The 19,172-nt window shown below is 71.8% G+C and carries 20 protein-coding genes; 14 read left to right on the forward strand and 6 right to left on the reverse strand.

The features are described from left to right. Positions 1 to 24 precede the first annotated feature (24 nt). Together B1L07_15960 and B1L07_15965 are read right to left on the reverse strand one after the other, a co-directional pair. The gene (locus B1L07_15960) at positions 25 to 396 is read right to left on the reverse strand and encodes a hypothetical protein (protein ID AUZ56326.1); all 372 of its coding nucleotides are present in this window, start codon (positions 394 to 396) and stop codon (positions 25 to 27) included. Further along, positions 393 to 1,595, reverse strand: coding sequence for an acyl-CoA desaturase (locus B1L07_15965; GenBank protein AUZ56327.1), 1,203 nt, complete (start codon positions 1,593 to 1,595; stop codon positions 393 to 395). Before B1L07_15965 ends, B1L07_15960 begins: the two co-directional genes overlap by 4 nt. Before the next feature lie 142 nt (positions 1,596 to 1,737). On the opposite strand from B1L07_15965, the gene B1L07_15970 reads away from it, so the two are divergent. The 6 genes from B1L07_15970 (at position 1,738) to B1L07_15995 (ending at position 7,657) form a co-directional block, all read left to right on the forward strand. Continuing rightward, positions 1,738 to 2,562 carry an ABC transporter ATP-binding protein gene (locus B1L07_15970; protein AUZ56328.1) on the forward strand — a complete coding sequence of 275 codons (825 nt, stop codon included), beginning with the start codon at positions 1,738 to 1,740 and terminating at the stop codon, positions 2,560 to 2,562. Between the two features lie 58 nt (positions 2,563 to 2,620). Next, on the forward strand, positions 2,621 to 3,463 hold the full coding sequence (locus B1L07_15975; protein AUZ56329.1) for a phosphatase: 843 nt from the start codon (positions 2,621 to 2,623) through the stop codon (positions 3,461 to 3,463). A 132-nt stretch (positions 3,464 to 3,595) separates the two neighbouring features. Further along, positions 3,596 to 4,705 carry a hypothetical protein gene (locus B1L07_15980; GenBank protein AUZ56330.1) on the forward strand — a complete coding sequence of 370 codons (1,110 nt, stop codon included), beginning with the start codon at positions 3,596 to 3,598 and terminating at the stop codon, positions 4,703 to 4,705. A gap of 87 nt (positions 4,706 to 4,792) precedes the next feature. Then, positions 4,793 to 5,806: a TIGR00266 family protein gene (locus B1L07_15985; protein AUZ56331.1), complete on the forward strand. Its 1,014-nt coding sequence runs from the start codon at positions 4,793 to 4,795 to the stop codon at positions 5,804 to 5,806. 103 nt (positions 5,807 to 5,909) lie between these two features. Then, positions 5,910 to 6,506: a hypothetical protein gene (locus tag B1L07_15990; GenBank protein ID AUZ56332.1), complete on the forward strand. Its 597-nt coding sequence runs from the start codon at positions 5,910 to 5,912 to the stop codon at positions 6,504 to 6,506. A gap of 116 nt (positions 6,507 to 6,622) precedes the next feature. Then, entirely contained in the window at positions 6,623 to 7,657 is a 1,035-nt protein-coding gene (locus B1L07_15995) for a Patatin (protein AUZ56333.1), read from the forward strand. A 16-nt stretch (positions 7,658 to 7,673) separates the two neighbouring features. On the opposite strand, the gene B1L07_16000 is transcribed toward B1L07_15995, so the two are convergent. Both B1L07_16000 and B1L07_16005 read right to left on the reverse strand, forming a co-directional pair. Then, a complete protein-coding gene (locus tag B1L07_16000) occupies positions 7,674 to 8,903 on the reverse strand; it encodes a hypothetical protein (protein AUZ56656.1) in 1,230 nt (409 codons plus the stop codon). 133 nt (positions 8,904 to 9,036) lie between these two features. After that, a complete protein-coding gene (locus B1L07_16005) occupies positions 9,037 to 9,522 on the reverse strand; it encodes an AsnC family transcriptional regulator (GenBank protein ID AUZ56334.1) in 486 nt (161 codons plus the stop codon). A 128-nt stretch (positions 9,523 to 9,650) separates the two neighbouring features. Between B1L07_16005 and B1L07_16010 the strand changes: the two genes are divergently transcribed. Further along, the gene (locus B1L07_16010) at positions 9,651 to 10,541 is read left to right on the forward strand and encodes a phenylalanine 4-monooxygenase (GenBank protein AUZ56335.1); all 891 of its coding nucleotides are present in this window, start codon (positions 9,651 to 9,653) and stop codon (positions 10,539 to 10,541) included. Between the two features lie 78 nt (positions 10,542 to 10,619). On the opposite strand, the gene B1L07_16015 is transcribed toward B1L07_16010, so the two are convergent. Continuing rightward, positions 10,620 to 11,306, reverse strand: a complete 687-nt coding sequence (locus B1L07_16015; GenBank protein ID AUZ56336.1) for a hypothetical protein — start codon at positions 11,304 to 11,306, stop codon at positions 10,620 to 10,622. 66 nt (positions 11,307 to 11,372) lie between these two features. On the opposite strand from B1L07_16015, the gene B1L07_16020 reads away from it, so the two are divergent. Together B1L07_16020 and B1L07_16025 are read left to right on the forward strand one after the other, a co-directional pair. Then, positions 11,373 to 12,590, forward strand: a complete 1,218-nt coding sequence (locus tag B1L07_16020) for a hypothetical protein (GenBank protein AUZ56337.1) — start codon at positions 11,373 to 11,375, stop codon at positions 12,588 to 12,590. Beyond that, the gene (locus B1L07_16025; GenBank protein AUZ56338.1) at positions 12,587 to 13,222 is read left to right on the forward strand and encodes a DNA-binding response regulator; all 636 of its coding nucleotides are present in this window, start codon (positions 12,587 to 12,589) and stop codon (positions 13,220 to 13,222) included. Before B1L07_16020 ends, B1L07_16025 begins: the two co-directional genes overlap by 4 nt. A 12-nt stretch (positions 13,223 to 13,234) precedes the next feature. On the opposite strand, the gene B1L07_16030 is transcribed toward B1L07_16025, so the two are convergent. Next, the gene (locus B1L07_16030) at positions 13,235 to 14,197 is read right to left on the reverse strand and encodes a cation transporter (GenBank protein ID AUZ56339.1); all 963 of its coding nucleotides are present in this window, start codon (positions 14,195 to 14,197) and stop codon (positions 13,235 to 13,237) included. 46 nt (positions 14,198 to 14,243) lie between these two features. On the opposite strand from B1L07_16030, the gene B1L07_16035 reads away from it, so the two are divergent. From B1L07_16035 to B1L07_16055, 5 genes are all read left to right on the forward strand, one after another. Continuing rightward, positions 14,244 to 14,516, forward strand: coding sequence for a transcriptional regulator (locus B1L07_16035; GenBank protein ID AUZ56340.1), 273 nt, complete (start codon positions 14,244 to 14,246; stop codon positions 14,514 to 14,516). A gap of 92 nt (positions 14,517 to 14,608) precedes the next feature. Then, a complete protein-coding gene (locus tag B1L07_16040) occupies positions 14,609 to 15,340 on the forward strand; it encodes a hypothetical protein (protein ID AUZ56341.1) in 732 nt (243 codons plus the stop codon). A gap of 10 nt (positions 15,341 to 15,350) precedes the next feature. Next, positions 15,351 to 17,747: a DUF802 domain-containing protein gene (locus B1L07_16045; protein ID AUZ56342.1), complete on the forward strand. Its 2,397-nt coding sequence runs from the start codon at positions 15,351 to 15,353 to the stop codon at positions 17,745 to 17,747. After that, positions 17,744 to 18,391 carry a hypothetical protein gene (locus B1L07_16050; protein ID AUZ56343.1) on the forward strand — a complete coding sequence of 216 codons (648 nt, stop codon included), beginning with the start codon at positions 17,744 to 17,746 and terminating at the stop codon, positions 18,389 to 18,391. Before B1L07_16045 ends, B1L07_16050 begins: the two co-directional genes overlap by 4 nt. Further along, the gene (locus B1L07_16055) at positions 18,381 to 19,055 is read left to right on the forward strand and encodes a hypothetical protein (GenBank protein ID AUZ56344.1); all 675 of its coding nucleotides are present in this window, start codon (positions 18,381 to 18,383) and stop codon (positions 19,053 to 19,055) included. Before B1L07_16050 ends, B1L07_16055 begins: the two co-directional genes overlap by 11 nt. Positions 19,056 to 19,172 lie beyond the last annotated feature (117 nt).

A 19,172-nucleotide genomic window follows, 5' to 3' on the forward strand; every position in this document is an offset into this window, starting at 1 on the left:
CCCGCCAGGCCGGGAGAGCCACGGTCAACGCGGCGGCGCCATCAGCTCGCGTGCATCCAGGAAGCCATCGCCGTTGGCATCCTGCCGGTGGAATCGGGCGAGGATCGCCTGCTCGTGCTGGTCGCGGGTGATCGGCCGGCCGCGGCCGCCGGGCTGTTCCGCCGGCTCCAGCACGCCGTTGCCGTCGCGGTCCATGCGCTCGAAGGCGTAGCGCATCCACCGCAGGTATTCGTCCGGCGCGACCCGGCCGTCGCCATCCAGATCCATGCGCCGCAGGTAGTCGCCGGCGTCCTGCACCTGCGCCGGTGCGGCCCAGGGCAGCAGCGCCGCCAGCAGGGCCGGCAGGCGCCGCGCGGGGCGGCGCCCATGGCCCGGTGCGGCGGCGCGGGTGGTCATGCCGCGTTGAGCGAGTAACCCTTCAGCCGCGCCGCATAGGCCTGCAGCGCGGCCACGCCGCTGGCCTCGGCCTCGTGGCACCACTGCTGCAGGTGGCGCAGGCGTTCGGCGGCGTCATGGGTGCGCGCCTCCAGCAGTGCCGACAGGCGCGCACGGTGCTCCACCAGCAGCTGGATGCGCGGGCGCTGGCTCACCCACTGCTGCAGCTGCTCGCGGCAGGCCGGCTTGAGCCAGCGGCCGTCATTGACCAGGCCCTTGCGCATGCGCCGCGGCAGCATCTTGCGCAGCTTGGCGCCGGCGGCGGCCGCCTCTTCACGCAGGGCCGGGGCGAACACGTTGCGCTGGTAATCGGTCATCGCCTGGAAGCGGTGCGACAGCAGTGCCTTGAGGGTGTCGGTATCGGGCACGGCGATGTTCGGGCGGATGTCCATGGTCGGCGCCACGCGCAGCACCTTGGCCAGGCCCAGCGCCTGCAGCAGGCGGATCGCCTGCCAGCCGATGTCGAACTCCCAGCGGCGCATCGAGAAGCGCGCCGAACTGGGGAAGGCGTGGTGGTTGTTGTGCAGCTCCTCGCCGCCGATCCAGAACGCCCACGGCGTCAGGTTGGTCGAGGTGTCGGCCGATTCGAAGTTGCGGTAACCCCACCAGTGGCCCAGGCCGTTGACCACGCCGGCGGCCCAGAACGGGATCCATGCCATCTGGATCGCCCACAGGGCGATGCCCGGCAGGCCGAACAGCACGAAGTTCAGCGCGAACAGCACCACCGGGCCGAGGTTGGCGTGCGGGGTGTAGAGCCGGCGTTCGATCCAGTCCTCGGGCGCGCCGCGGCCGTACTGCTCGATGTCGGCGCGCATCGTGCGGGCCTCGCGGTACAGCTCGACGCCGCGCCAGAACACGCGGCCGATGCCCTTGGTCACCGGGCTGTGCGGGTCCTCGTCGGTTTCCACCTTGGCGTGGTGCTTGCGATGGATGGCCACCCACTCGCGGGTGATCATCGAGGTGGTCAGCCAGGTCCAGAAGCGGAAGAAGTGCGCGACCAGCGGGTGGAAGTCCACGCCGCGGTGGGCCTGGCTGCGGTGCAGGTACAGGGTGACCGCGAAGATGGTGAGCTGGGTGAACACCAGCAGCACTGCCAGCATGCCCCACCAGCCCAGGCCGGCGACGCCGCCGGTGAGGAAGTCGAGGAGGGTATCGGGCATCGCGGAACTCCAGGCCGTTCGGTGGCGGATGAAACTGTGGATACACATGATGGGGCCTGCGGCGGCAAACTTCATCCACCCGGCGCCCGACTTTGGTCCAATCCTTCAGGCTGCGCCGCCCCCGCCCACTCCCGCCTGAACGATGTCCACCGCCACCGCCGCCACCGCGGCCCCCCTGATCGAGCTCGACCACGCCTGCGTCGTCCGCGGCCAGGTCCGGGTCCTGCACGACCTGGCCCTGCGCATCGAGCAGGGCCAGCACACCGCCATCCTCGGCCCCAACGGCTGCGGAAAGTCCTCCTTCATCAAGCTGATCACCCGCGAGCTGTACCCGCTGGCGCGCGCCGACGGCCATGTGCCGGTCAAGGTGCTGGGCCAGACCCGCTGGCAGGTGGACCGGCTGCGCGCGCAGCTGGGCATCGTCAGCGGCGACCTGTCCGGCAACCTGGCCGACATGCCCGGGCTGGGGGTGGAGGAGGCGGTGATCTCCGGCTTCTTCGCCAGTTACGTGGTGCCGGCGCACCGCGACGTCACCGACAGCATGCGCGAGCGCGCGCGCCAGGCGCTCGCGCTGGCGCGCGCCCTGCCGCTGCTCGGCCGCAGCTACGCCGAACTTTCCGCCGGCGAGACCCGCCGCGTGCTGATCGCCCGCGCATTGGTCAACCAGCCGCGCGCACTGCTGCTCGACGAGCCATCCACCGGCCTGGACCTGGTATCGCGCCAGCACCTGATCGACAGCCTGCGCCACCTCGCCGGGCAGGGCATCACCCTGGTGCTGGTCACCCACCACATCGACGAGGTGATCCCCGAGATCCAGCGGGTGGTACTGATGAAGGGCGGGCGCATCTTCGCCGACGGCACGCGCGGCGAGCTGCTGCGCGCGGGCCCGCTGTCGGAGGTGTTCGGCGGCCCGATCGAGGTGCAGGAGGAAGACGGCCGGCTGAGCGCGTGGGCCCGCGCCATCTAGGTCGGCGGGGGCATCGGTGCGATGATGCCGGTCCGTTCCGCCGATCATGCCCGCGTTGATGTCACGTTCCCCGTTTGCGCTGCGCTTGGGCGCGGTCACCGTCCTGGCCGCCGCGCTCGCCGCCTGCGCCGGCACGCCTGCCCGGCACGCCCCCGGCCACGACGCGCCAGCTGCACCGGCGCCCACCGGTTACCTGCAGGCGGACGCGATTCCCGACAGCCTGGCACTGAGCCCGCCACCGCCCGCGCCGGGCTCGGCCTGGGCGGCGCTGGACGACGCCGTCGCCGGCGAGGCCATCGCACTGCGCGGCAGCGCGCGCTTCACCCAGGCCGGCGCCGACGCCGACCTGCGCTTTCCCGCCGGCGCCGGGCAGTTCAGCTGCGCGCTGGGGGTGGCGGTCGACGACACGCACACGCCGGCGCTGTACCGCCTGCTGCAGCGCAGCCTGATCGACGCCAGCGCGGCCACCCGCGCGGCCAAGAACCGGTACCAGCGGCCACGCCCGTTCATGGTCAACGGCCAGCCGACCTGTACCCCGGACGACGAACCGCACCTGCGCGGCAGCGGCTCCTACCCGTCGGGGCACACCGCCATCGGCTGGGCATGGGCGTTGATCCTGTCGGAGATCGCCCCCGGGCAAGCCACCGCGCTGCTCGAGCGCGGCCGCAACTACGGCCACAGCCGGCTGGTGTGCAACGTGCACTGGTACAGCGACGTGCAGCAGGGCCAGGCGTTGGGCGCGGCCACGGTCGCGCGCCTGCACGACAACGCGGCGTTCCGCGCCGACCTGGACGCGGCGAAGCGCGAAATCGCCGCCGCGCGCAGGCACCCGCGACCGCTGCCACGCGACTGTGCCGCCGAAGCCGCGGCGCTGGCGACCGATCTGCGCGAAGCGCGCTGACCCGGGCGCGGCTGGGCAGGGCCGGCGGCGTGCGCCCGCCCCGCCGCGCTTCACACGGTTTCAGGCGTTACCGCACGCGGCGGCGTCCGCCGTTGCGGCTAGAGTGGGCGCTGATCCATGCCGGGGCCTTCCATGTCCGCACCCCATCGCCGCCTGCGTGCCCTGCTGGCGACCGCGCTGCTCGCATTCGCCGCCACCGCACTGGCGCAGCCCTTCCGCCTGATCGGCTACGTGACCGACGGTCCGACGCCGCCGCGGCTGCCGGCCGCGCAGCTGGACGTGGTCAACTTCGCCTTCGCCAAAGTCGCACCCGATGGCAGCGTGTACCTGCCCGACAAGGTCGACCCGGCGCACGTGCACGCGCTCGTCGCGCATCGCGCCGACAACCCCGCGCTGAAGATCGTGCTGTCCATCGGCGGCTGGGGCGCCGGCAACTTCTCCGAGGCCGCGGCCACCGAAGCGGCGCGTGCGCGCTTCATCGACAGCGGCGTCGCCCTGCTGCGCCGCTTCGACCTGGACGGCCTGGACATCGACTGGGAGTACCCGACCCTGGGCGACGCCGACATCAGCCACAGCCCGGACGACCGCCGCAATTTCACCGTGCTGTTGGAAGCGCTGCGCGCGCGCCTGGACCGCGAAGGCGGCGGCAGGCGCCATTACCTGTTGACCATCGCCGCCGCCGAGGGCCGCTTCGCCGACGGCCTGGAACTGCCGCGCATCGTCCGCTCGCTGGACTGGATCAACCTGATGACCTACGACTTCCACGGCAGCCTGACCCCGACCACCGGCCACCACAGCGGGCTGGCCCGTTCGGCGCGGGCGCCGGCGGGCGCGCGTACCACAGAAGGCGCGGTGCGCTATTTCCTGGAGGCCGGCGTGCCGGCGGGCAAGATCAATGTCGGCGTGCCGTTCTATGGCCGCCGCTTCGGCGACGTGGAGCCGGTCGACGCCGGGCTGTACCGGAAGTACGGCAGCGAAGGCGGCTTCATCGACTGGAGCGAGATCGTGCGCGGCCGCCTCGGCGCGCCGGGCTGGGAGCGCCACTGGGATCCCCAGGCGCAGGCGCCGTGGCTGTGGAACCCCGCCACCCGCCAGCTGATCACCTACGACGACCCGCAGTCGCTGGCGATCAAGGCCGCGTACGTCAGGCGCAACCGGCTCGGCGGCATCATGTACTGGGAACAGCGGCTGGACGACGGCCAGTTGCTGGACGTATTGCACAAGGCGCTGCACGCGCGCTGACCGGCCAGCGGCCGGTGGAGCGATCGCAGGTGCCTGCGCATGCCACCGCGTCATAGACTGGCGGTCTTCTTCCCGCCAGGCACGCCCATGAGCCAGTGGTACTTCCACACCCCCGGACACTCCGACCGTATCGGCCCGCTCGACGACGAGGCCGCCCGCCGCCACGCCCAGCTGCACCGTGACGCCCTGGCCTGGCGCGAGGGGCTGCAGGGCTGGCAGCCGGCCGGGTCGCTGCCCGAGCTCGGCGGGCAGGCGTCGCCACCGCCGATGCCGCCACCGGTCGGCGGGCGCCGCAACCGCGCCGATGACATCGACTTCCGCATCGTCGGCCACGAGATGCAGTTCGTGGAGATCGAGCTGGACCCGGGCGAAAGCGCCATCGCCGAGGCCGGCGCGCTGATGTACAAGGACGCCGCGGTGCGCATGGATACCGTGTTCGGTGACGGCCGCCACGAAAGCGAGGGCGCCGGGTTCATGGACAAGCTGCTGTCGGCGGGCAAGCGCGTGATCACCGGTGAGAGCCTGTTCGCCACGCTCTACACGCACGGCGGCCAGGGCAAGGCCAGGGTCGCCTTCGCCGCGCCCTACCCGGGTACCGTGCTGCCGATGAAGCTCGACGAGCACGGCGGCAAGCTGATCTGCCAGAAGGACAGCTTCCTGGCCGGCGCGCGCGGGGTGCAGGTCGGGGTGCACCTGCAGCGCAAGGTGATGACCGGCCTGTTCGGCGGCGAGGGGTTCATCATGCAGAAGCTGGAGGGCGACGGCTGGGTGTTCGTGCATGCCGGCGGCTGCGTGGTCGAACGCGAGCTGGCCGCCGGCGAGCGCATCGACGTGGATACCGGCTGCGTGGTCGCCTACCACGCCGGGGTGGACATGGACGTGCGCCGCGTGGCCGGCCTGAAGAGCATGTTCTTCGGCGGCGAAGGCGTATTCCTGGCCACCCTCACCGGACCGGGCAAGGTGTGGCTGCAGTCGCTGCCGTTCTCGCGCCTGGCCGGGCGCATGTACGCGGCCGCACCGCAGGGCGGCGGCCAGAGCCGCGGCGAAGGCTCGGTGCTGGGCGGGCTGGGGCGCATCCTGGACGGCGACAACCGGTTCTGAGCCACCGCGGCCGGACAGGCCGCCGCGCGGGCCGGCGCCGCTTGTCGGCGTGCGCGCGCCCTCGCATACTCGCCGCAATCACCTGCAGGGATGGAGGGGTGGCATGGACGCGCAGGACGATGTCTACGCGGCACCACGGGCGGCGCTGGTCGCCGCTCCCACGGAACGGCCGCGCCTGCCGCCGTTCTACGTGGTGTCCGTGACCAAGCTGGTACTGCTCTCGTTCGCCACCCTGGGGCTGTATTCGCTGTACTGGTTCTGGCGTCACTGGAAACTGCACAAGCTCGACAGGAAGCTCGACATCTGGCCGGTCCCGCGCGCCCTCTTCTCGATCTTCTTCGCCCACGGCCTGAACCGCGAAATCGACCAGCGGCTGCAACGCTCCGGCAGCCGCCATGCCTGGTCACCTGGCGCCTGGGCCACGTTGTTCGTGGTCTCGGCGATCAGCGGCCGCATCATCAGCCGCGTCCCCGATTCGGTGCTGCCATTCGGGCCGGGTTTCGGGCTGATCGTACTGAGCCTGGCCGGCGGCACCCTGGCGATGGTCCACGCGCAGCGCGCAGCCAACCTGGCCAGCGGCGACCCCGCGGGCGCGGCGAATGCGCGGCTGACGCTGGCCAACTGGCTCTGGCTGGTGCCGGGCGGCCTGTTCTGGCTGATGTCGCTGGCCAGCCTGGTGCTGCTGACCGGCGACGCCTGATCGCCACCACGCGGCGGCAACGAAGTGGCGCCTAAACGGCCGCGCGGCCGGCGCGGCCCGTGCCCGGCGCAAAGCGCTATGCTGGCGCCCTTTTCAACGCCCCCCACCCGTTCATCATGAAGCCGCGCACCGTCCGCCTGCTGCTGTCCCTTTCGCTGTCCGGCCTGCTGGCCGCGTGCGGCGGCGAGAACGTGAAGCCCGCGGCGCCGGCCGCGGGCCGGCCGGTCACCGCGGCCAAGCCGGTGAAGATCGGCGTGGCGCTGGGCGGCGGCGCGGCCAAGGGCTTCGCCCATATCGGCGTGATCAAGATGCTGGAAGCCAACGGCTTCGAGCCGGTGGTGGTGTCAGGGACCAGTGCCGGCAGCGTGGTCGGCGCGCTGTACGCCAGTGGCATGAATGCCTTCGACATGCAGCAGAAGGCGGTATCGCTGGACCAGGCCAGCATCCGCGACGTGCGCCTGTTCTCCGGCGGCCTGATCCAGGGCCAGAAGCTGCAGGACTACGTCAACGCGCAGGTCGCCAACAAGCCCGCCGAGCAGCTGAAGAAGCCGTTCGCGGCGGTGGCCACGCAGCTGGAGACCGGCGAGCGCGCGGTGTTCGTGCGCGGCAACGTCGGCCAGGCGGTGCGCGCGTCCAGCGCGGTGCCGGGGGTGTTCGAACCGGTCACCATCGGCGGCAAGACGTTCGTCGATGGCGGCGTGGTCAGCCCGGTGCCGGTGGATGCCGCACGCCAGCTCGGCGCCGAGTTCGTCATCGCCGTGGACATTTCCAGCAAGGCCAGCGGGCAGCGCCCGAGCGGCCTGCTGGGCACGGTCAACCAGTCCATCGCGATCATGGGCCAGCGCCTGGGCGAACAGGAGCTGGCGCGTGCCGACGTGGTGATCCGGCCGCAGGTGCTGGACATCGGCGCGGCCGATTTCGAACAGCGCGGGCGCGCCATCCTCGAGGGCGAGAAAGCGGCGATGGCGGCGATGCCGCAGATCCGCGCCGGTGTCGCCCGCCTGCAGCAGGCGCACGCGGCCAGCGCACGCAACGCCGATGCGCGGGCCAGCGCCGCCGCGGCCGAGGCCTACCAGCGCTGCCTGGACGGGCGTTCGCGGCTGGACAAGCTGCGCGGCAAGGAAGGCAGCTGCACCGCGCCGTCGCGCTGAGCGCGGCACGCCGCGGCTAGGACCGCGTGTACTGCAGCTGCACCCAGAGTTTGTCGGCATCGCGGGTGCGCAGTGCGTCGGCACTGCGGTAGCGCGCGGCCTTGAGCAGCACGCTCAGGCCCTTGAGCTGCGGCACTGCGCGCTCCCACGACAGGTTGAGTTCGTGCCCGTAGCGGTAGCTGCCGCGATCGCTGCGGAAATCGTGGTACCACGCCTGCGCCTTGCCGCCGGCCAACGGCACCACCACGCCCGCATACGCATCGCGCAGGCCATCGGCGGGCGTGGTCAGGAACTGGTCGGCCCACCCCTGGAAGGCGTGCTTGGTCGCCAGCGGCGTCTGGAACGCGCGATTGCCGGGGCCACCCGCACCGGCGCCGAGCACTTCATAGCCGAGCGTGCTTTTCACCTCGCCGGCGGCATGGCTGGCCTCGCCCAGCCAGTAGCGGCTGTCCAGCGACCACGGGTTGCCGTGGCCATCGACCTGGCGCGCATGTTCCAGCACGTAGCCGAAGGCGCCGTGGCTGCCCTGCACGCGCAGGCCGGTGGTGTCGGCCGACAGCGTGCCGCGCGGCGCGCCCGCGGCCACCGCCACGTTCTCCAGGTCCAGGCGGTAGTGGTAGCCGGTGAACGCCAGCTGCGTGCCGGGCGCGAACCGCGCCTGCAGCAGGTGGCTGTCGCCGTGGATGTTGGCCGGCGCGGTGAGGCTGGGGGCCGGCGGTTGGTCCGGGCCGAACACGCTGTTGATGTTGGTCACGTAGGCGTAGGTCAGCTTCCAGCGGGCGGCCGGCGCCAGTTCCATCATCGCGCCGTCATAGGTCTGCTCGTTCTGGCGCCAGCCCACGCCGCCGACGAAACGCTGGTTGCCCAGGTTGATGCGCTGGCGGCCCAGCTGCACGTTGCCGTGGCCGCCGTCGTAGCGCAGCAGCGCCTGGTTGAGTTCGACGTAGTCCGGGTCGGCCACGGTCGGGTAGCGGGTGCGGCCGTTGCGGGTGTCGTTGAAGCGTTCGCCGCCCAGGTGGGCCACGCCATCCACCTCGCCCAGCGCCGACCAGCCATGCCAGCGCGCGGTGCGATAACCCAGCCGCAGCCGGGCGCTGTGGGCGTCGGCGTCGCGGGCGATGCCGTCCTGCGCGACATGCTCGTAGCGGTAGCGCAGGTCCAGCAACGGCACTCCGCCGGCATCGGCCGCCAGCGCCGGGGCGGCGACCAGCAGGAGAGGCAGGGCAGCAGCAAGGCGGATCGACATGGAGGTGCTCCGGGTGGGGATGGCGCCATCGTCGGCGCCGGCCCCCGCGACCACCATGACGCCGATCAAGCCAACGGCGATCACCGGTGGATCCGGCGCCCGGCCGCAGTGCGTCGGGCAGCGCCGGCCGGCGTCAACCGCGACCGAGCTGCGACAACGGCAGCGCGCGGAACTCCTTGACGGTACGCAGCACGAAGCTGGAATTCACGTCGGCCACGCCGGTGGCGTCCAGCAGCTTGTCGAGCAGGAACGCCGAGAAGTGGTCCAGGTCGCGCACGTAGATGTGCAGCAGGTAATCCATGTCGCCGGTGAGCGCATGGCAGGCCACGACTTCGTCCCACAACTGCACTGCCTCGACGAAATGGCCGATCGCCGCCTGCCCGTGCTTGGACAACTGCACGCGCACGAACGCCTGCAGGCCCAGGCCGATGGCGCGCGGCTCCAGGCGCGCGCCATAACCGGCGATCACCCCGTCCGCTTCCAGCCGCTGCACCCGGCGCAGGCAGGCCGACGGCGAGAGGTTCACCCGCGTGGCCAGTTCGGCATTGGTGGCGCGACCGTGCTGCTGGATCTCCGCCAGCAGGCGCAGATCAGTGCGGTCGAGGGAGATGGCGTTCATTTTGTTGCCCCGCAACATTGAATCGACGCAATAATCTTGCGCCATGCCGCTTGCCAAGCGCAATTTCGCACACCTGTTGCGCGGCCGGATTTCTACCATCAGGGCGATCCACTTTCCGGAATGCCGCCATGGACACGTCCCCGCGCCGCGTAGAACACCAGCAGACCGACAAGGGCTATGTGCCGGTCTACACCACCGCCGTGGTGGAGCAGCCGTGGGACGGCTACAGCGCCGACGACCACGCCACCTGGAGCACGCTGTACCGGCGCCAGCGCGAACTGCTGGTCGGCCGCGCCTGCCGCGAATTCCTCGATGCCCAGGACGAGATGGGCATGAGCGAGCACATGATCCCGCGCTTCGACCAGCTCAACGAGGTACTGGGCGCGGCCACCGGCTGGACCCTGGTGGGCGTGGAGGGACTGCTGCCGGAACTGGACTTCTTCGAGCACCTGGCCAACCGCCGGTTCCCGGTGACGTGGTGGATCCGCCGCCCCGACCAGATCGACTACATCGCCGAGCCGGACCTGTTCCACGACCTGTTCGGCCACGTGCCGCTGTTGATGAACCCGGTGTTCGCCGACTACATGGCCGCCTACGGCCGCGGCGGCGTCAAGGCGCACGCCATCGGCGCGGACGCGCTGCAGAACCTCACCCGCCTGTACTGGTACACGGTGGAGTTCGGCCTGATCGACACCGCCGACGGCCTGCGCATCTACGGCGCCGGCATCGTCTCGTCCAAGGGCGAGTCGCTGTATTCGCTGGAGTCGGCGGCGCCCAACCGCATCGGTTTCGATCTGGAGCGGATCATGCGTACCCGCTACCGCATCGACACCTTCCAGAAGACCTACTTCGTGATCGACAGCTTCGAGCAGCTGATGGCGGCGACCGAGCCGGATTTCACCCCGCTCTACGCACGGCTCGCCGACCAGGCGCACCTGCCGGCCGGCGACGTGCAGGACGGCGACCGGGTGTTGCAGCGCGGCAGCGGCGAAGGCTGGGCCGACGGCGGCGACGTCTGAGCGGCGCATCGCGGGACATGCACACCAAAGCGCCGCCCACGGGCGGCGTTTTCGTTGGCAGCTGGCGCACGCCGCGGCTCACCGCGCGGGCACGGGCCGGCGGCCGTACCTGCGGTCCAGGCGGAGGCCGATGACCACCGCCACCACCACCGGCGCCATCCACGGGAACAGCTCGACCAGCAGCGGCGGCACCGCGGCGTGCGCCTGCAGCCACTGCCACAGCGGGCGCATGCCGATGCCAAGGAACGCCACGTGGGTGGCGATGCCCGCGCCCAGCATGGACTGGTAGTGCTGGCGCAGTGCCCAGTCCGGGCGCGACGGGCCGCGACGGGCGAACTTCCACATGCGCCCGCCCACCCACAGGCCGATCGTGGAGAAGCCCAGGAACAGCAGCTGGCCATGGCGGACGCCGACCACCAGCGTGGCCAGCGCCAGCAGCAGCACCGGCCACAGCGCCAGTTTCCAGCCGACGCGCGCCACCAGCCGCTTCCAGTCGCGCTTGTCGGTGACCGCGCGCCATGCCAGCCAGGCAGCGTTGCCGGTGAGGGCCATCAGGTAGGCCAGGAACAGCGCCGACAGCGGCTGCTTGCGGAACCAGGCGTACTCCACGGTGATCGGCAGCGCGGTGGCGACGATCGCCGCCATCGCCAGCAGGTACACCTTGCCCAGCGCACGATGCCGCGGCGAGCCCTTCTTCATCAGCGCCGCCGACCAGAAGCCGGCCAGCGCGACCACCCCGGCCAGCACATGCAGCGCGACGAACAACGAATACCCAGGCATGACATCCTCCGATGGCGGCCGGCGGAATGCGGCGGCTGGTGCACAGATTCGTTGCACGGCGTCGGCCACGGCAGTCGCCGTGGTCACCTCCGGACCCTGCCGGAAGTCACTTTCTGCAGCGTCCCCCTTGCCGCCGGCCGGCGCGCCCACCAGCATGCATGCATGGAACTCGGCTCGCAGTCGCGCTGGCGCGGACTTCTCCACCCCCTCAATCTGGCCGGACTGCTCACCTGGTGTGCGGTGGCCTTCACCCTGTCCTATGGCGACACCGCGCTGCTGCCCTGGCGCTGGGGCAGTGCCCTGCTGTTCCTGGCCGCCTTCCTGGTGGCCACGGCGCTGCCGCGGGCGTCCTGGCAACGCGCCGCGCTGCTGCTGGTGGAAGCCATTGCGGCGCTGGCGCTGGTACGGCTGGCGCATTACAGCGGGGTGGCGCCGGCGTTGCTGGTGATGCTGGCGGCGCAGGTCGCCGCCACCTGGCCGCTGCGCATCGCCCTGCTGGCGGTCGCCGCGCTGGACCTGGGCATGTACGCCGTGCTGCACGGGGTCAACGCGCATGCCGGGGTGGTGGTGGTGATCTTCGCCGGCTTCCAGGCCTTCGCCATGCTGACCACGCACTACGCGCGCAGCGCCGAGCTGGCCCGCGACCGCCTGGCGCTGGTCAACGCCGACCTGCTCGCCACCCGTGCGCTGCTGGCCGAAAGCTCGCGCGACGCCGAGCGCCTGCGGCTGTCGCGCGACCTGCACGATGTCGCCGGGCACACGCTCACCGCGCTGCGCCTGCAGCTGCGCGCGCTGGCCACGCAGCCGGGCGCACCGGCTGGGCTGGCATCGTGCGAACGGCTTTCCGCCGAACTGCTGGGCGACATCCGCGCCGTGGTGCAGTCACTGCGCGACGGCGGCGGGCTGGACATCGCCACCGCCCTGCACGCGCTGGCCGCGCCGCTGCCGCGGCCACGCCTGCACCTGCAGCTGGACGACAACGTGCGGGTGCGCGACACCGCGCTGGCCGAGGCGCTGCTGCGCTGTGTGCAGGAAGCGCTGACCAACAGCGCGCGCCACGGCGACGCGCAGGTGCTGCACGTCGCCCTGCGGCAGCACGACGGGCGCCTGCTGCTGGACATGCACGACGACGGCCGCCTGCGCGGCGAACTGCGCGAGGGCAACGGCCTGACCGGCATGCGCGAACGCGTCGCCGAGCACGGCGGCAGGCTGCAGCTGCGGCGCAAGCCGGACGGCGCGCTGCACATCCAGGCGGAGTTCGCGGCATGAGCCGCACCCCGCGCATCGCCCTGGTCGACGACCAGGCCCTGATCCGCGCCGGCCTGCGCGCGTTGCTGCAGCAACAGGGCATCGACATCGCTTTCGAGGCCGACAGCGGCGAGGCGCTGCTGGCACGCCTGGCGCAGCAGCCGGTGCAGCTGATCGTCTCCGACATCCGCATGCCGGGCATGGATGGCATCCAGGCGTTGCAGGCGCTGCGCGCGCGCGGCGACCTGACGCCCTGCCTGTTCCTGACCACCTTCGACGAGAGCGACCTGCTGCTGCGTGCCACCGCGGCCGGCGCGCAGGGTTTCCTGCTCAAGGACGCCGCGCCGGAAGACCTGCGCGACGCCATCGTGCGCATCGTCGCCGGGCGGACCCTGCTGCAACCGGTCAGCACCGACCCGGTACGCCAGCGCTATCGCTACCACGCCGACGATGCGCCGCGCGAGCTGTTCAGCCAGAAGGAAGTGGCGGTGCTGCGGCTGATGGCCGGCGGCTACAGCAACCGCGAGATCGCCGCCAGCCTGTTCCTGGCCGAGGGCACGGTGAAGAACTACGTCTCGGCCATCCTGGACAAGCTCGACACCCGCGACCGTACCCGCGCGGTGCTCAAGGCGATCACGCTGCGGGTCATCTGAGCGCCGCCGTGCTCAGGGCGCGGCGCTGCGCACTTCCACGGTGACATGCACGATCTCCTCGTGCACCGACAGCGCGCGGTGGAACAGCTCGGCGTCGACACCCGGCACGGTCGCCACTTCCATCGCGCAGGCGAAGCGGCCGCGGCCGACCTGCCAGACATGCAGGTCGCTGATATGGGCCGGCACCGGCCCCTGTTCCACCGCCTCGCGGATCTCGGCCACCACCGGCGCGTCCATCTCCGCGTCGAGCAGCACCCGGCCGGTCTGCCGGATCAGGCCCCAGGCCCACACCGATACCAGCACCGCGCCGACGATACCCATCAGCGGGTCCAGCCACCACGCATTGAAGTACAGCCCGCCGAGCAGCGCGATGATCGCCAGCACCGAGGTGGCGGCATCGGCCAGCACGTGCAGGTAGGCCGAACGCTGGTTGAGGTCGTGCTCATGGTGGCCGTGGGGTTCGTGGCCATGGTCGTGATGAGGGTGGTGGTGCCCATGGTCGTGGTGGTGGTGGTCGTGCTGGTCGCGCAGCCACCACGCGCACAACAGGTTCACCGCCAGCCCCACCACGGCGATGGCGATGGCCTGCTGGTAGTGGATCGGGCTGGGCTTGAACACCCGCGCGATCGACTCGAAGGCCATCAGCCCGGCCACGCCCAGCAGCAGGATCGCGCTGGTGTAGCCGGCCAGGATCTCGATCTTCCAGGTGCCGAAGGCGAAGCGCGGGTCGTCGCGGTAGCGCCGCGCGCAGGCGTAGGCGAACGCGGCCAGGCCCAATGCCAGCGCATGCGAGCTCATGTGCCAGCCGTCGGCCAGCACCGCCATGGAGTTGAACCACCAGCCGCCGGCGATCTCCACCACCATCATCACCAGGGTCAGCGCCATGGCACGGCGGGTGTTCTTTTCGGCCATCGGGTTGCCATGGCTGAACGCGTGGCTGTGCTGGCGGGAGCGGGCAAGGGTTTCGGGATTCATGGCGTGACACCTTCTCAGATACCCCCATAGGGTATACGATCCGGCCATGGCCCATATCCAGCGCGACAGGAAGAAGCTGCTCACCCGGGTGCGCCGCATCGCCGGCCAGGTGGCCGCGCTGCAGCAGGCGCTGGAAGCCGGCGACGACTGCGACGCGGTCCTGGTGCAGATCGCCGCCGCCAAGGGCGCCATGCACGGGCTGATGCTGGAGGTGATGGCCGGCCATCTCAGCGACCATGTCGTGGCCGAGGCCGATCCGGCGCGGCGCGCGGACGAGGCCGGGGTGCTGCTGGAACTGCTCAGGCGGCACGCGCGGTGACGCCGCCCGGGCCCGCCGGCCAGGCATGAATGCGGGCTGCCGGGGCACCCCCTGGCGGGCCATGTAAAATGCCCGATTTTTCGGTCAGGACCATGGCGAAAGCTTCCACACGGGCGCCCGTGCTGGGCCCGGCGTTCATTCGCCTGCTGGCCCGCTTCGGCGACGCCGACCTCCCGCGCACGCCGCCGGTACTGACCGAGCGGCTGGCGCAGTGGTTCGACTGGAACCGCGCCATCACCCTGTCGCGCGCGCTGGACAACCGGCTGCCGGCCCCCGCCGACGGTCCCGCCTTCGACACCGCCCAGGAAGCCGAATGCGCGCGCCTGCGCCGTTCGCTGCTGGACACCATCGACGCCGACGTCGACCTGTCCGCGCCGCGCCGCAAGGACGCCAGCGCCGCCAACATCGACCCCGGCTACCTGCCCTACCGGCAGCACTGCCTGGCCGCGCAGCGCGCGATGCAGGCGACCACCGGCCTGCTGCGCGGCCGCCTGCGCGACATGCTGGCACTGCAGTCGCCGGCCAAGGCACGCCTGGCCGAGGTCGACGCAGTGATGGAAGCCACGCTCAGCCCGCGCGAACAGGCGCTGCTGGCGATCGTCCCCGGCCTGCTCGGCCTGCACTTCCAGCGCCTGCGCGATGCCGGCGCCCCGGATACCCCCGATACCGCCGCCGCCGACGCGGCGGACGACACTCCCGCTGCTCCCGCCGCCGGCCCCTGGCTGGCACGGTTCCGCCAGGACATGCGCACCGCGCTGCTGGCCGAACTGGACGTCCGCTTCCACCCCATCGACGGCCTGCTCGCCGCGTTGCGCACCCGGTAACCGCCTCTCCATGTCCAGAAACCCCATCGTTCCCGTCGTGTTCCTTGCCGGCCTGCTGGCCGTGTGCTGGATCGGCATCGGCTACCTCGGCAGCCATCCGCTGGCCGCCGCGGTGGCCGCGCTGATCGCCGCGTGCTACCTGGCCGGCGGCTTCGAACTGCTGCGCTACCGGCAGGCCACCGCCACCCTGGTGCAGGCGCTGCCATCGCTGGGCGAGGCCGCCGGCGACCTCGACGGCTGGCTGTCGCGGCTGCAGCCGGGCCTGCGCCATGGCGTGCGGCTGCGCATCCAGGGCGACCGCGTCGGCCTGCCGGCACCGGCGTTGACCCCCTACCTGGTCGGCCTGCTGGTGTTGCTGGGCATGCTCGGCACCCTGCTGGGCATGATGGCGACCCTGCGCGGCACCGGGCTGGCGCTGGAAAGCGCCACCGACCTGGACGCCATCCGCAGTTCGCTGGCCGCGCCGGTCAAGGGCCTGGGTTTCGCGTTCGGCACCTCCATCGCCGGCGTCGCCAGCTCGGCCGCGCTGGGCCTGCTGTCGGCGCTGCTGCGGCGCGAACGCGCGCAGGCGGTACAGCAGCTCGATGCGGGCATCGCCACGCACCTGGGGCACCTGTCGCACGCGGTGCAGCGCCGCGAGACCTTCCGCCTGCTGCAGGAACAGAACGCGCTGATGCCGGCCCTGGTCGAGCGCCTGCAGGCCCTGGCCGACACCCTGGAGCGGCAGCAGCACGACGCCGGGCAACGCCTGCAGGCCAGCCAGCAGGCATTCCACCAGCACAGCGAGGCGGCATGGACGCAGCTGGCCGGTTCGCTGCAGCAGGCGCTGCGTGACGGCATCGCCCAGCAGGCCAACGCCGTCGGTGCCGCGCTGCAGCCGGTGGTGGACACCACCATGGCCGCGCTGGCGCAGAAGTCCGACCGCCTGCAGGCGGCCATTGAACAGGCCGTGCACCGCCAGCTCGACGGCCTGGACAGTGCCGTGCAGGGCACGGCCAGCGCCGCGCGCGAGAGCTGGAGCGCCGCCGTCGCCGAGCAGCAGCGCGGCAACGCAGCACTGGCCGATGGCCTGCAGCAGGCGCTGCAGCAGTTCGCCGCCACCTTCGAGCAGCGCTCGGCCGCGCTGGTCGACGGCGTGGCGACGCGGCTGGAAGACAGCAGCAGCCGGACCGCCGACGCCTGGAACAGCGCACTGGCGCGCCAGCACGACGCCCATGCGGCGCTGGCCGAGCGCAACGAGCAGGCACTGGTGGCCGCCGCCGAACACCTCGACCGGCATGCACGCGCGCTGGTCGACACGCTGGCACAGGCGCACGGCGAACTGCAGGCGGCACTGGCCGCGCGCGACGAACAGCAGCTGGCGCACTGGTCGCAGTCGCTGGCGGCGATGCTCGCCACGCTGGAGGAGAACTGGCAGCGCAACGGCGCGCAGGTCGCGCAGCAGCAGCAGCAGGTGTGCGACGCGCTGGCGCGCACCGCAGGCGAGGTCTCGGCCCAGCTGCAGGCCGCGGCCGGCGGCGCGCTGGAGGGCATCGCCGGCAACGCGCAGGCGCTGACCGACGCCGCCGCCGACTTCGCCCGGCGCAGCGACGCCATGATCGACGCCCTGCAGCGTTCGCATGGCGAACTGCAGGACGCCCTGCAGGCGCGCGACGCCGAGCGCTTGGCGCAATGGCGCGCTGCCTTCGCTACGCTGACCGGCGAGTTCGGCCAGCGCTGGGAACACAGCAGCGCCCAGGTCGCCGCGCAGCAGCAGCAGGTCTGCGACACCCTGGTACAGACCACCCAGGCGATCCACGCACAGGCGCAGGCACAGGCGCGCGATACCCTGGCCGAGATCGGGCGGCTGGTCGCCACCGCGTCCGAGGCGCCGCGCGCGGCCGCCGAAGTGGTCGCCGAGCTGCGCCAGAAGCTGTCCGACAGCATGGTCCGCGACACCGCCATGCTGGAAGAGCGCGGGCGCCTGTTGGAAACCCTGCAGACCCTGCTCGACGCGGTCAACCATGCATCGCACGAACAACGCGGCGCCATCGACGCGCTGGTCTCGACCTCGGCCGAGCTGCTGGAGCGCGTGGGCAGCCGCTTCAGCGCGCAGGTCGAAGGCGAGGCCGGGCGGCTCGACGCCGCCGCCGCGCACGTCACCGGCAGCGCGCTGGAAGTGGCGAGCCTGGGCGAAGCGTTCGGCGGCGCGGTGCAGGCGTTCGGCGACGCCACCGGCAGCCTCAATGAACGCCTGCAGGCCATCGAATCGGCGCTGGAGAAATCGCTGGCGCGCAGCGACGAGCAGCTCGCCTACTACGTGGCGCAGGCACGCGAAGTGATCGAGCTGAGCATGCTGTCGCAGAAGCAGATCATCGGCCAGCTGCAGCAACTGGCCGGGACCGGCGACGGGGCCGCCGGCGCATGAGCGACGAGATCGAGTTCGACGCCGAATCCAGCGCCACCACCTGGGCCGCGTTCGGCGACCTGATGTCGGTGCTGCTGGGCGCGTTCGTGCTGATCCTGGCCAGCGTCATCGGCATCCAGCTGCTGCTGCACAACCGCCTGGACGAGGAAGTGAAGCAGCGCCAGGCCGAGGCCGCGCGGCTGAAGACCCTGGAGCAGGCACTGGCCGCGCCGCTGGCGGCCGGCCGGGTGACCGTGATCGACGGCCGCATCGGCATCAGCGGCAGCGTGCTGTTCGCGCTCAACTCCGACCAACTGCAGCCCGAGGGCCGCGAGCTGCTGCAGAGCATCGCCGGACCGCTGCGCGACTACCTGTCCGCGCGCGACGAGATCCTGATGGTCAGCGGCTTCACCGACAACCAGCCGGTGCGCGCGGCCAACGCCCGCTTCGCCGACAACCTGGAACTGTCGGCGGCGCGCGCGCTCACCGTCACCCGCACCCTGATCACCGACGGCGTGCCGTCGTCGTCGGTGTTCGCCGCCGCGTTCGGCGCCGAGCAGCCGGTCAGCTCCAACGACGACGAGGCCGGGCGCGCGAAGAACCGGCGCGTGGAGATCGCGCCGATCCCGCGCCACGCGCCCGATGGCAAGGCCGATGGCCGCTGAGGCCGGCGATGTCCACGCGCGGCTGGAAGCCTGGCAGCAGCAGGGCGCCGACCGCATCGATCCGCTGCGCTTCGCGCTGATGCGCGCGCTGGCGCGGCACGCGGCGCGCCACGACGGCGCGCTGCGGCAGCACCTGGACGCGCGCCTGCGGGAACTGGCCGATGCCTATGCCGCACTGCCACCGCCCACCGGGCTGCCGCGATCGACGCACGCCGCCGGCGCCAGCCCGCTGCGACAACTGCTGGACCGGTTCGGCCAGGCGCGGCCGGCGGCGGCACCGGCGCAGTCCGCCGCCCCGGCTGCACCCGGTGCAGCGGGCGACGCCGGCGACACCGTGCCGGTCGTCGATCTGGCCGCGCCGATGCCGGTACTGGACGAGTTCCAGCAGCTGTGGACCCGCATCCGCATCGACGGCCTGCTGCGACACTGCCTCGACGGCCTGCCCGAGGACGCCGGCCCGCTGCATTCCAGCGTGCTCACTTACCGCGCCATGGCGCTGATGCGCGAGGTCTGCCCCGATTACCTGCAGCATTTCGTCGCCTACACCGACGCGTTGTCGTGGCTGGAGCAGCTCGGCGGCGGTACCGCCGGTGGCAATGACGGCGATGGCGCCGCGGCCGCCCGCAGGCCCACGCGCAGCCAGCGGCGCAAAAAGCCGCAATGACCCGCGCACCCGCAGGAGCGCACTTCAATGCGCGACGGGGCCTGACAGGAAGAACTTCATCGCGCACCGCAGCACGCTCCTGCAAACGCGCTCCTGGGCGGACGCGGGCGGCCTGGC

Origin of the sequence: Stenotrophomonas acidaminiphila (genome assembly GCA_002951995.1) — a bacterium.
In the GTDB taxonomy this organism is placed as follows: Bacteria; Pseudomonadota; Gammaproteobacteria; order Xanthomonadales; family Xanthomonadaceae; genus Stenotrophomonas; species Stenotrophomonas acidaminiphila_A.

What these genes read in the sequence shown, in the direction of transcription:
- B1L07_16045 (AUZ56342.1), top strand. Translation starts at nt 15,351, where the DNA reads ATGTCCAGAAACCCCATCGTTCCCGTCGTGTTCCTTGCCGGCCTGCTG.
- B1L07_16050 (AUZ56343.1), top strand. Translation starts at nt 17,744, where the DNA reads ATGAGCGACGAGATCGAGTTCGACGCCGAATCCAGCGCCACCACCTGG.
- B1L07_15960 (AUZ56326.1), bottom strand. Translation starts at nt 396, where the DNA reads ATGACCACCCGCGCCGCCGCACCGGGCCATGGGCGCCGCCCCGCGCGG.
- B1L07_16000 (AUZ56656.1), bottom strand. Translation starts at nt 8,903, where the DNA reads ATGTCGATCCGCCTTGCTGCTGCCCTGCCTCTCCTGCTGGTCGCCGCC.
- B1L07_15995 (AUZ56333.1), top strand. Translation starts at nt 6,623, where the DNA reads ATGAAGCCGCGCACCGTCCGCCTGCTGCTGTCCCTTTCGCTGTCCGGC.
- B1L07_16030 (AUZ56339.1), bottom strand. Translation starts at nt 14,197, where the DNA reads ATGAATCCCGAAACCCTTGCCCGCTCCCGCCAGCACAGCCACGCGTTC.
- B1L07_15980 (AUZ56330.1), top strand. Translation starts at nt 3,596, where the DNA reads ATGTCCGCACCCCATCGCCGCCTGCGTGCCCTGCTGGCGACCGCGCTG.
- B1L07_16025 (AUZ56338.1), top strand. Translation starts at nt 12,587, where the DNA reads ATGAGCCGCACCCCGCGCATCGCCCTGGTCGACGACCAGGCCCTGATC.
- B1L07_16055 (AUZ56344.1), top strand. Translation starts at nt 18,381, where the DNA reads ATGGCCGCTGAGGCCGGCGATGTCCACGCGCGGCTGGAAGCCTGGCAG.
- B1L07_15985 (AUZ56331.1), top strand. Translation starts at nt 4,793, where the DNA reads ATGAGCCAGTGGTACTTCCACACCCCCGGACACTCCGACCGTATCGGC.
- B1L07_16035 (AUZ56340.1), top strand. Translation starts at nt 14,244, where the DNA reads ATGGCCCATATCCAGCGCGACAGGAAGAAGCTGCTCACCCGGGTGCGC.
- B1L07_16010 (AUZ56335.1), top strand. Translation starts at nt 9,651, where the DNA reads ATGGACACGTCCCCGCGCCGCGTAGAACACCAGCAGACCGACAAGGGC.
- B1L07_16040 (AUZ56341.1), top strand. Translation starts at nt 14,609, where the DNA reads ATGGCGAAAGCTTCCACACGGGCGCCCGTGCTGGGCCCGGCGTTCATT.
- B1L07_15990 (AUZ56332.1), top strand. Translation starts at nt 5,910, where the DNA reads ATGGACGCGCAGGACGATGTCTACGCGGCACCACGGGCGGCGCTGGTC.
- B1L07_15965 (AUZ56327.1), bottom strand. Translation starts at nt 1,595, where the DNA reads ATGCCCGATACCCTCCTCGACTTCCTCACCGGCGGCGTCGCCGGCCTG.
- B1L07_15975 (AUZ56329.1), top strand. Translation starts at nt 2,621, where the DNA reads ATGTCACGTTCCCCGTTTGCGCTGCGCTTGGGCGCGGTCACCGTCCTG.
- B1L07_16005 (AUZ56334.1), bottom strand. Translation starts at nt 9,522, where the DNA reads ATGAACGCCATCTCCCTCGACCGCACTGATCTGCGCCTGCTGGCGGAG.
- B1L07_15970 (AUZ56328.1), top strand. Translation starts at nt 1,738, where the DNA reads ATGTCCACCGCCACCGCCGCCACCGCGGCCCCCCTGATCGAGCTCGAC.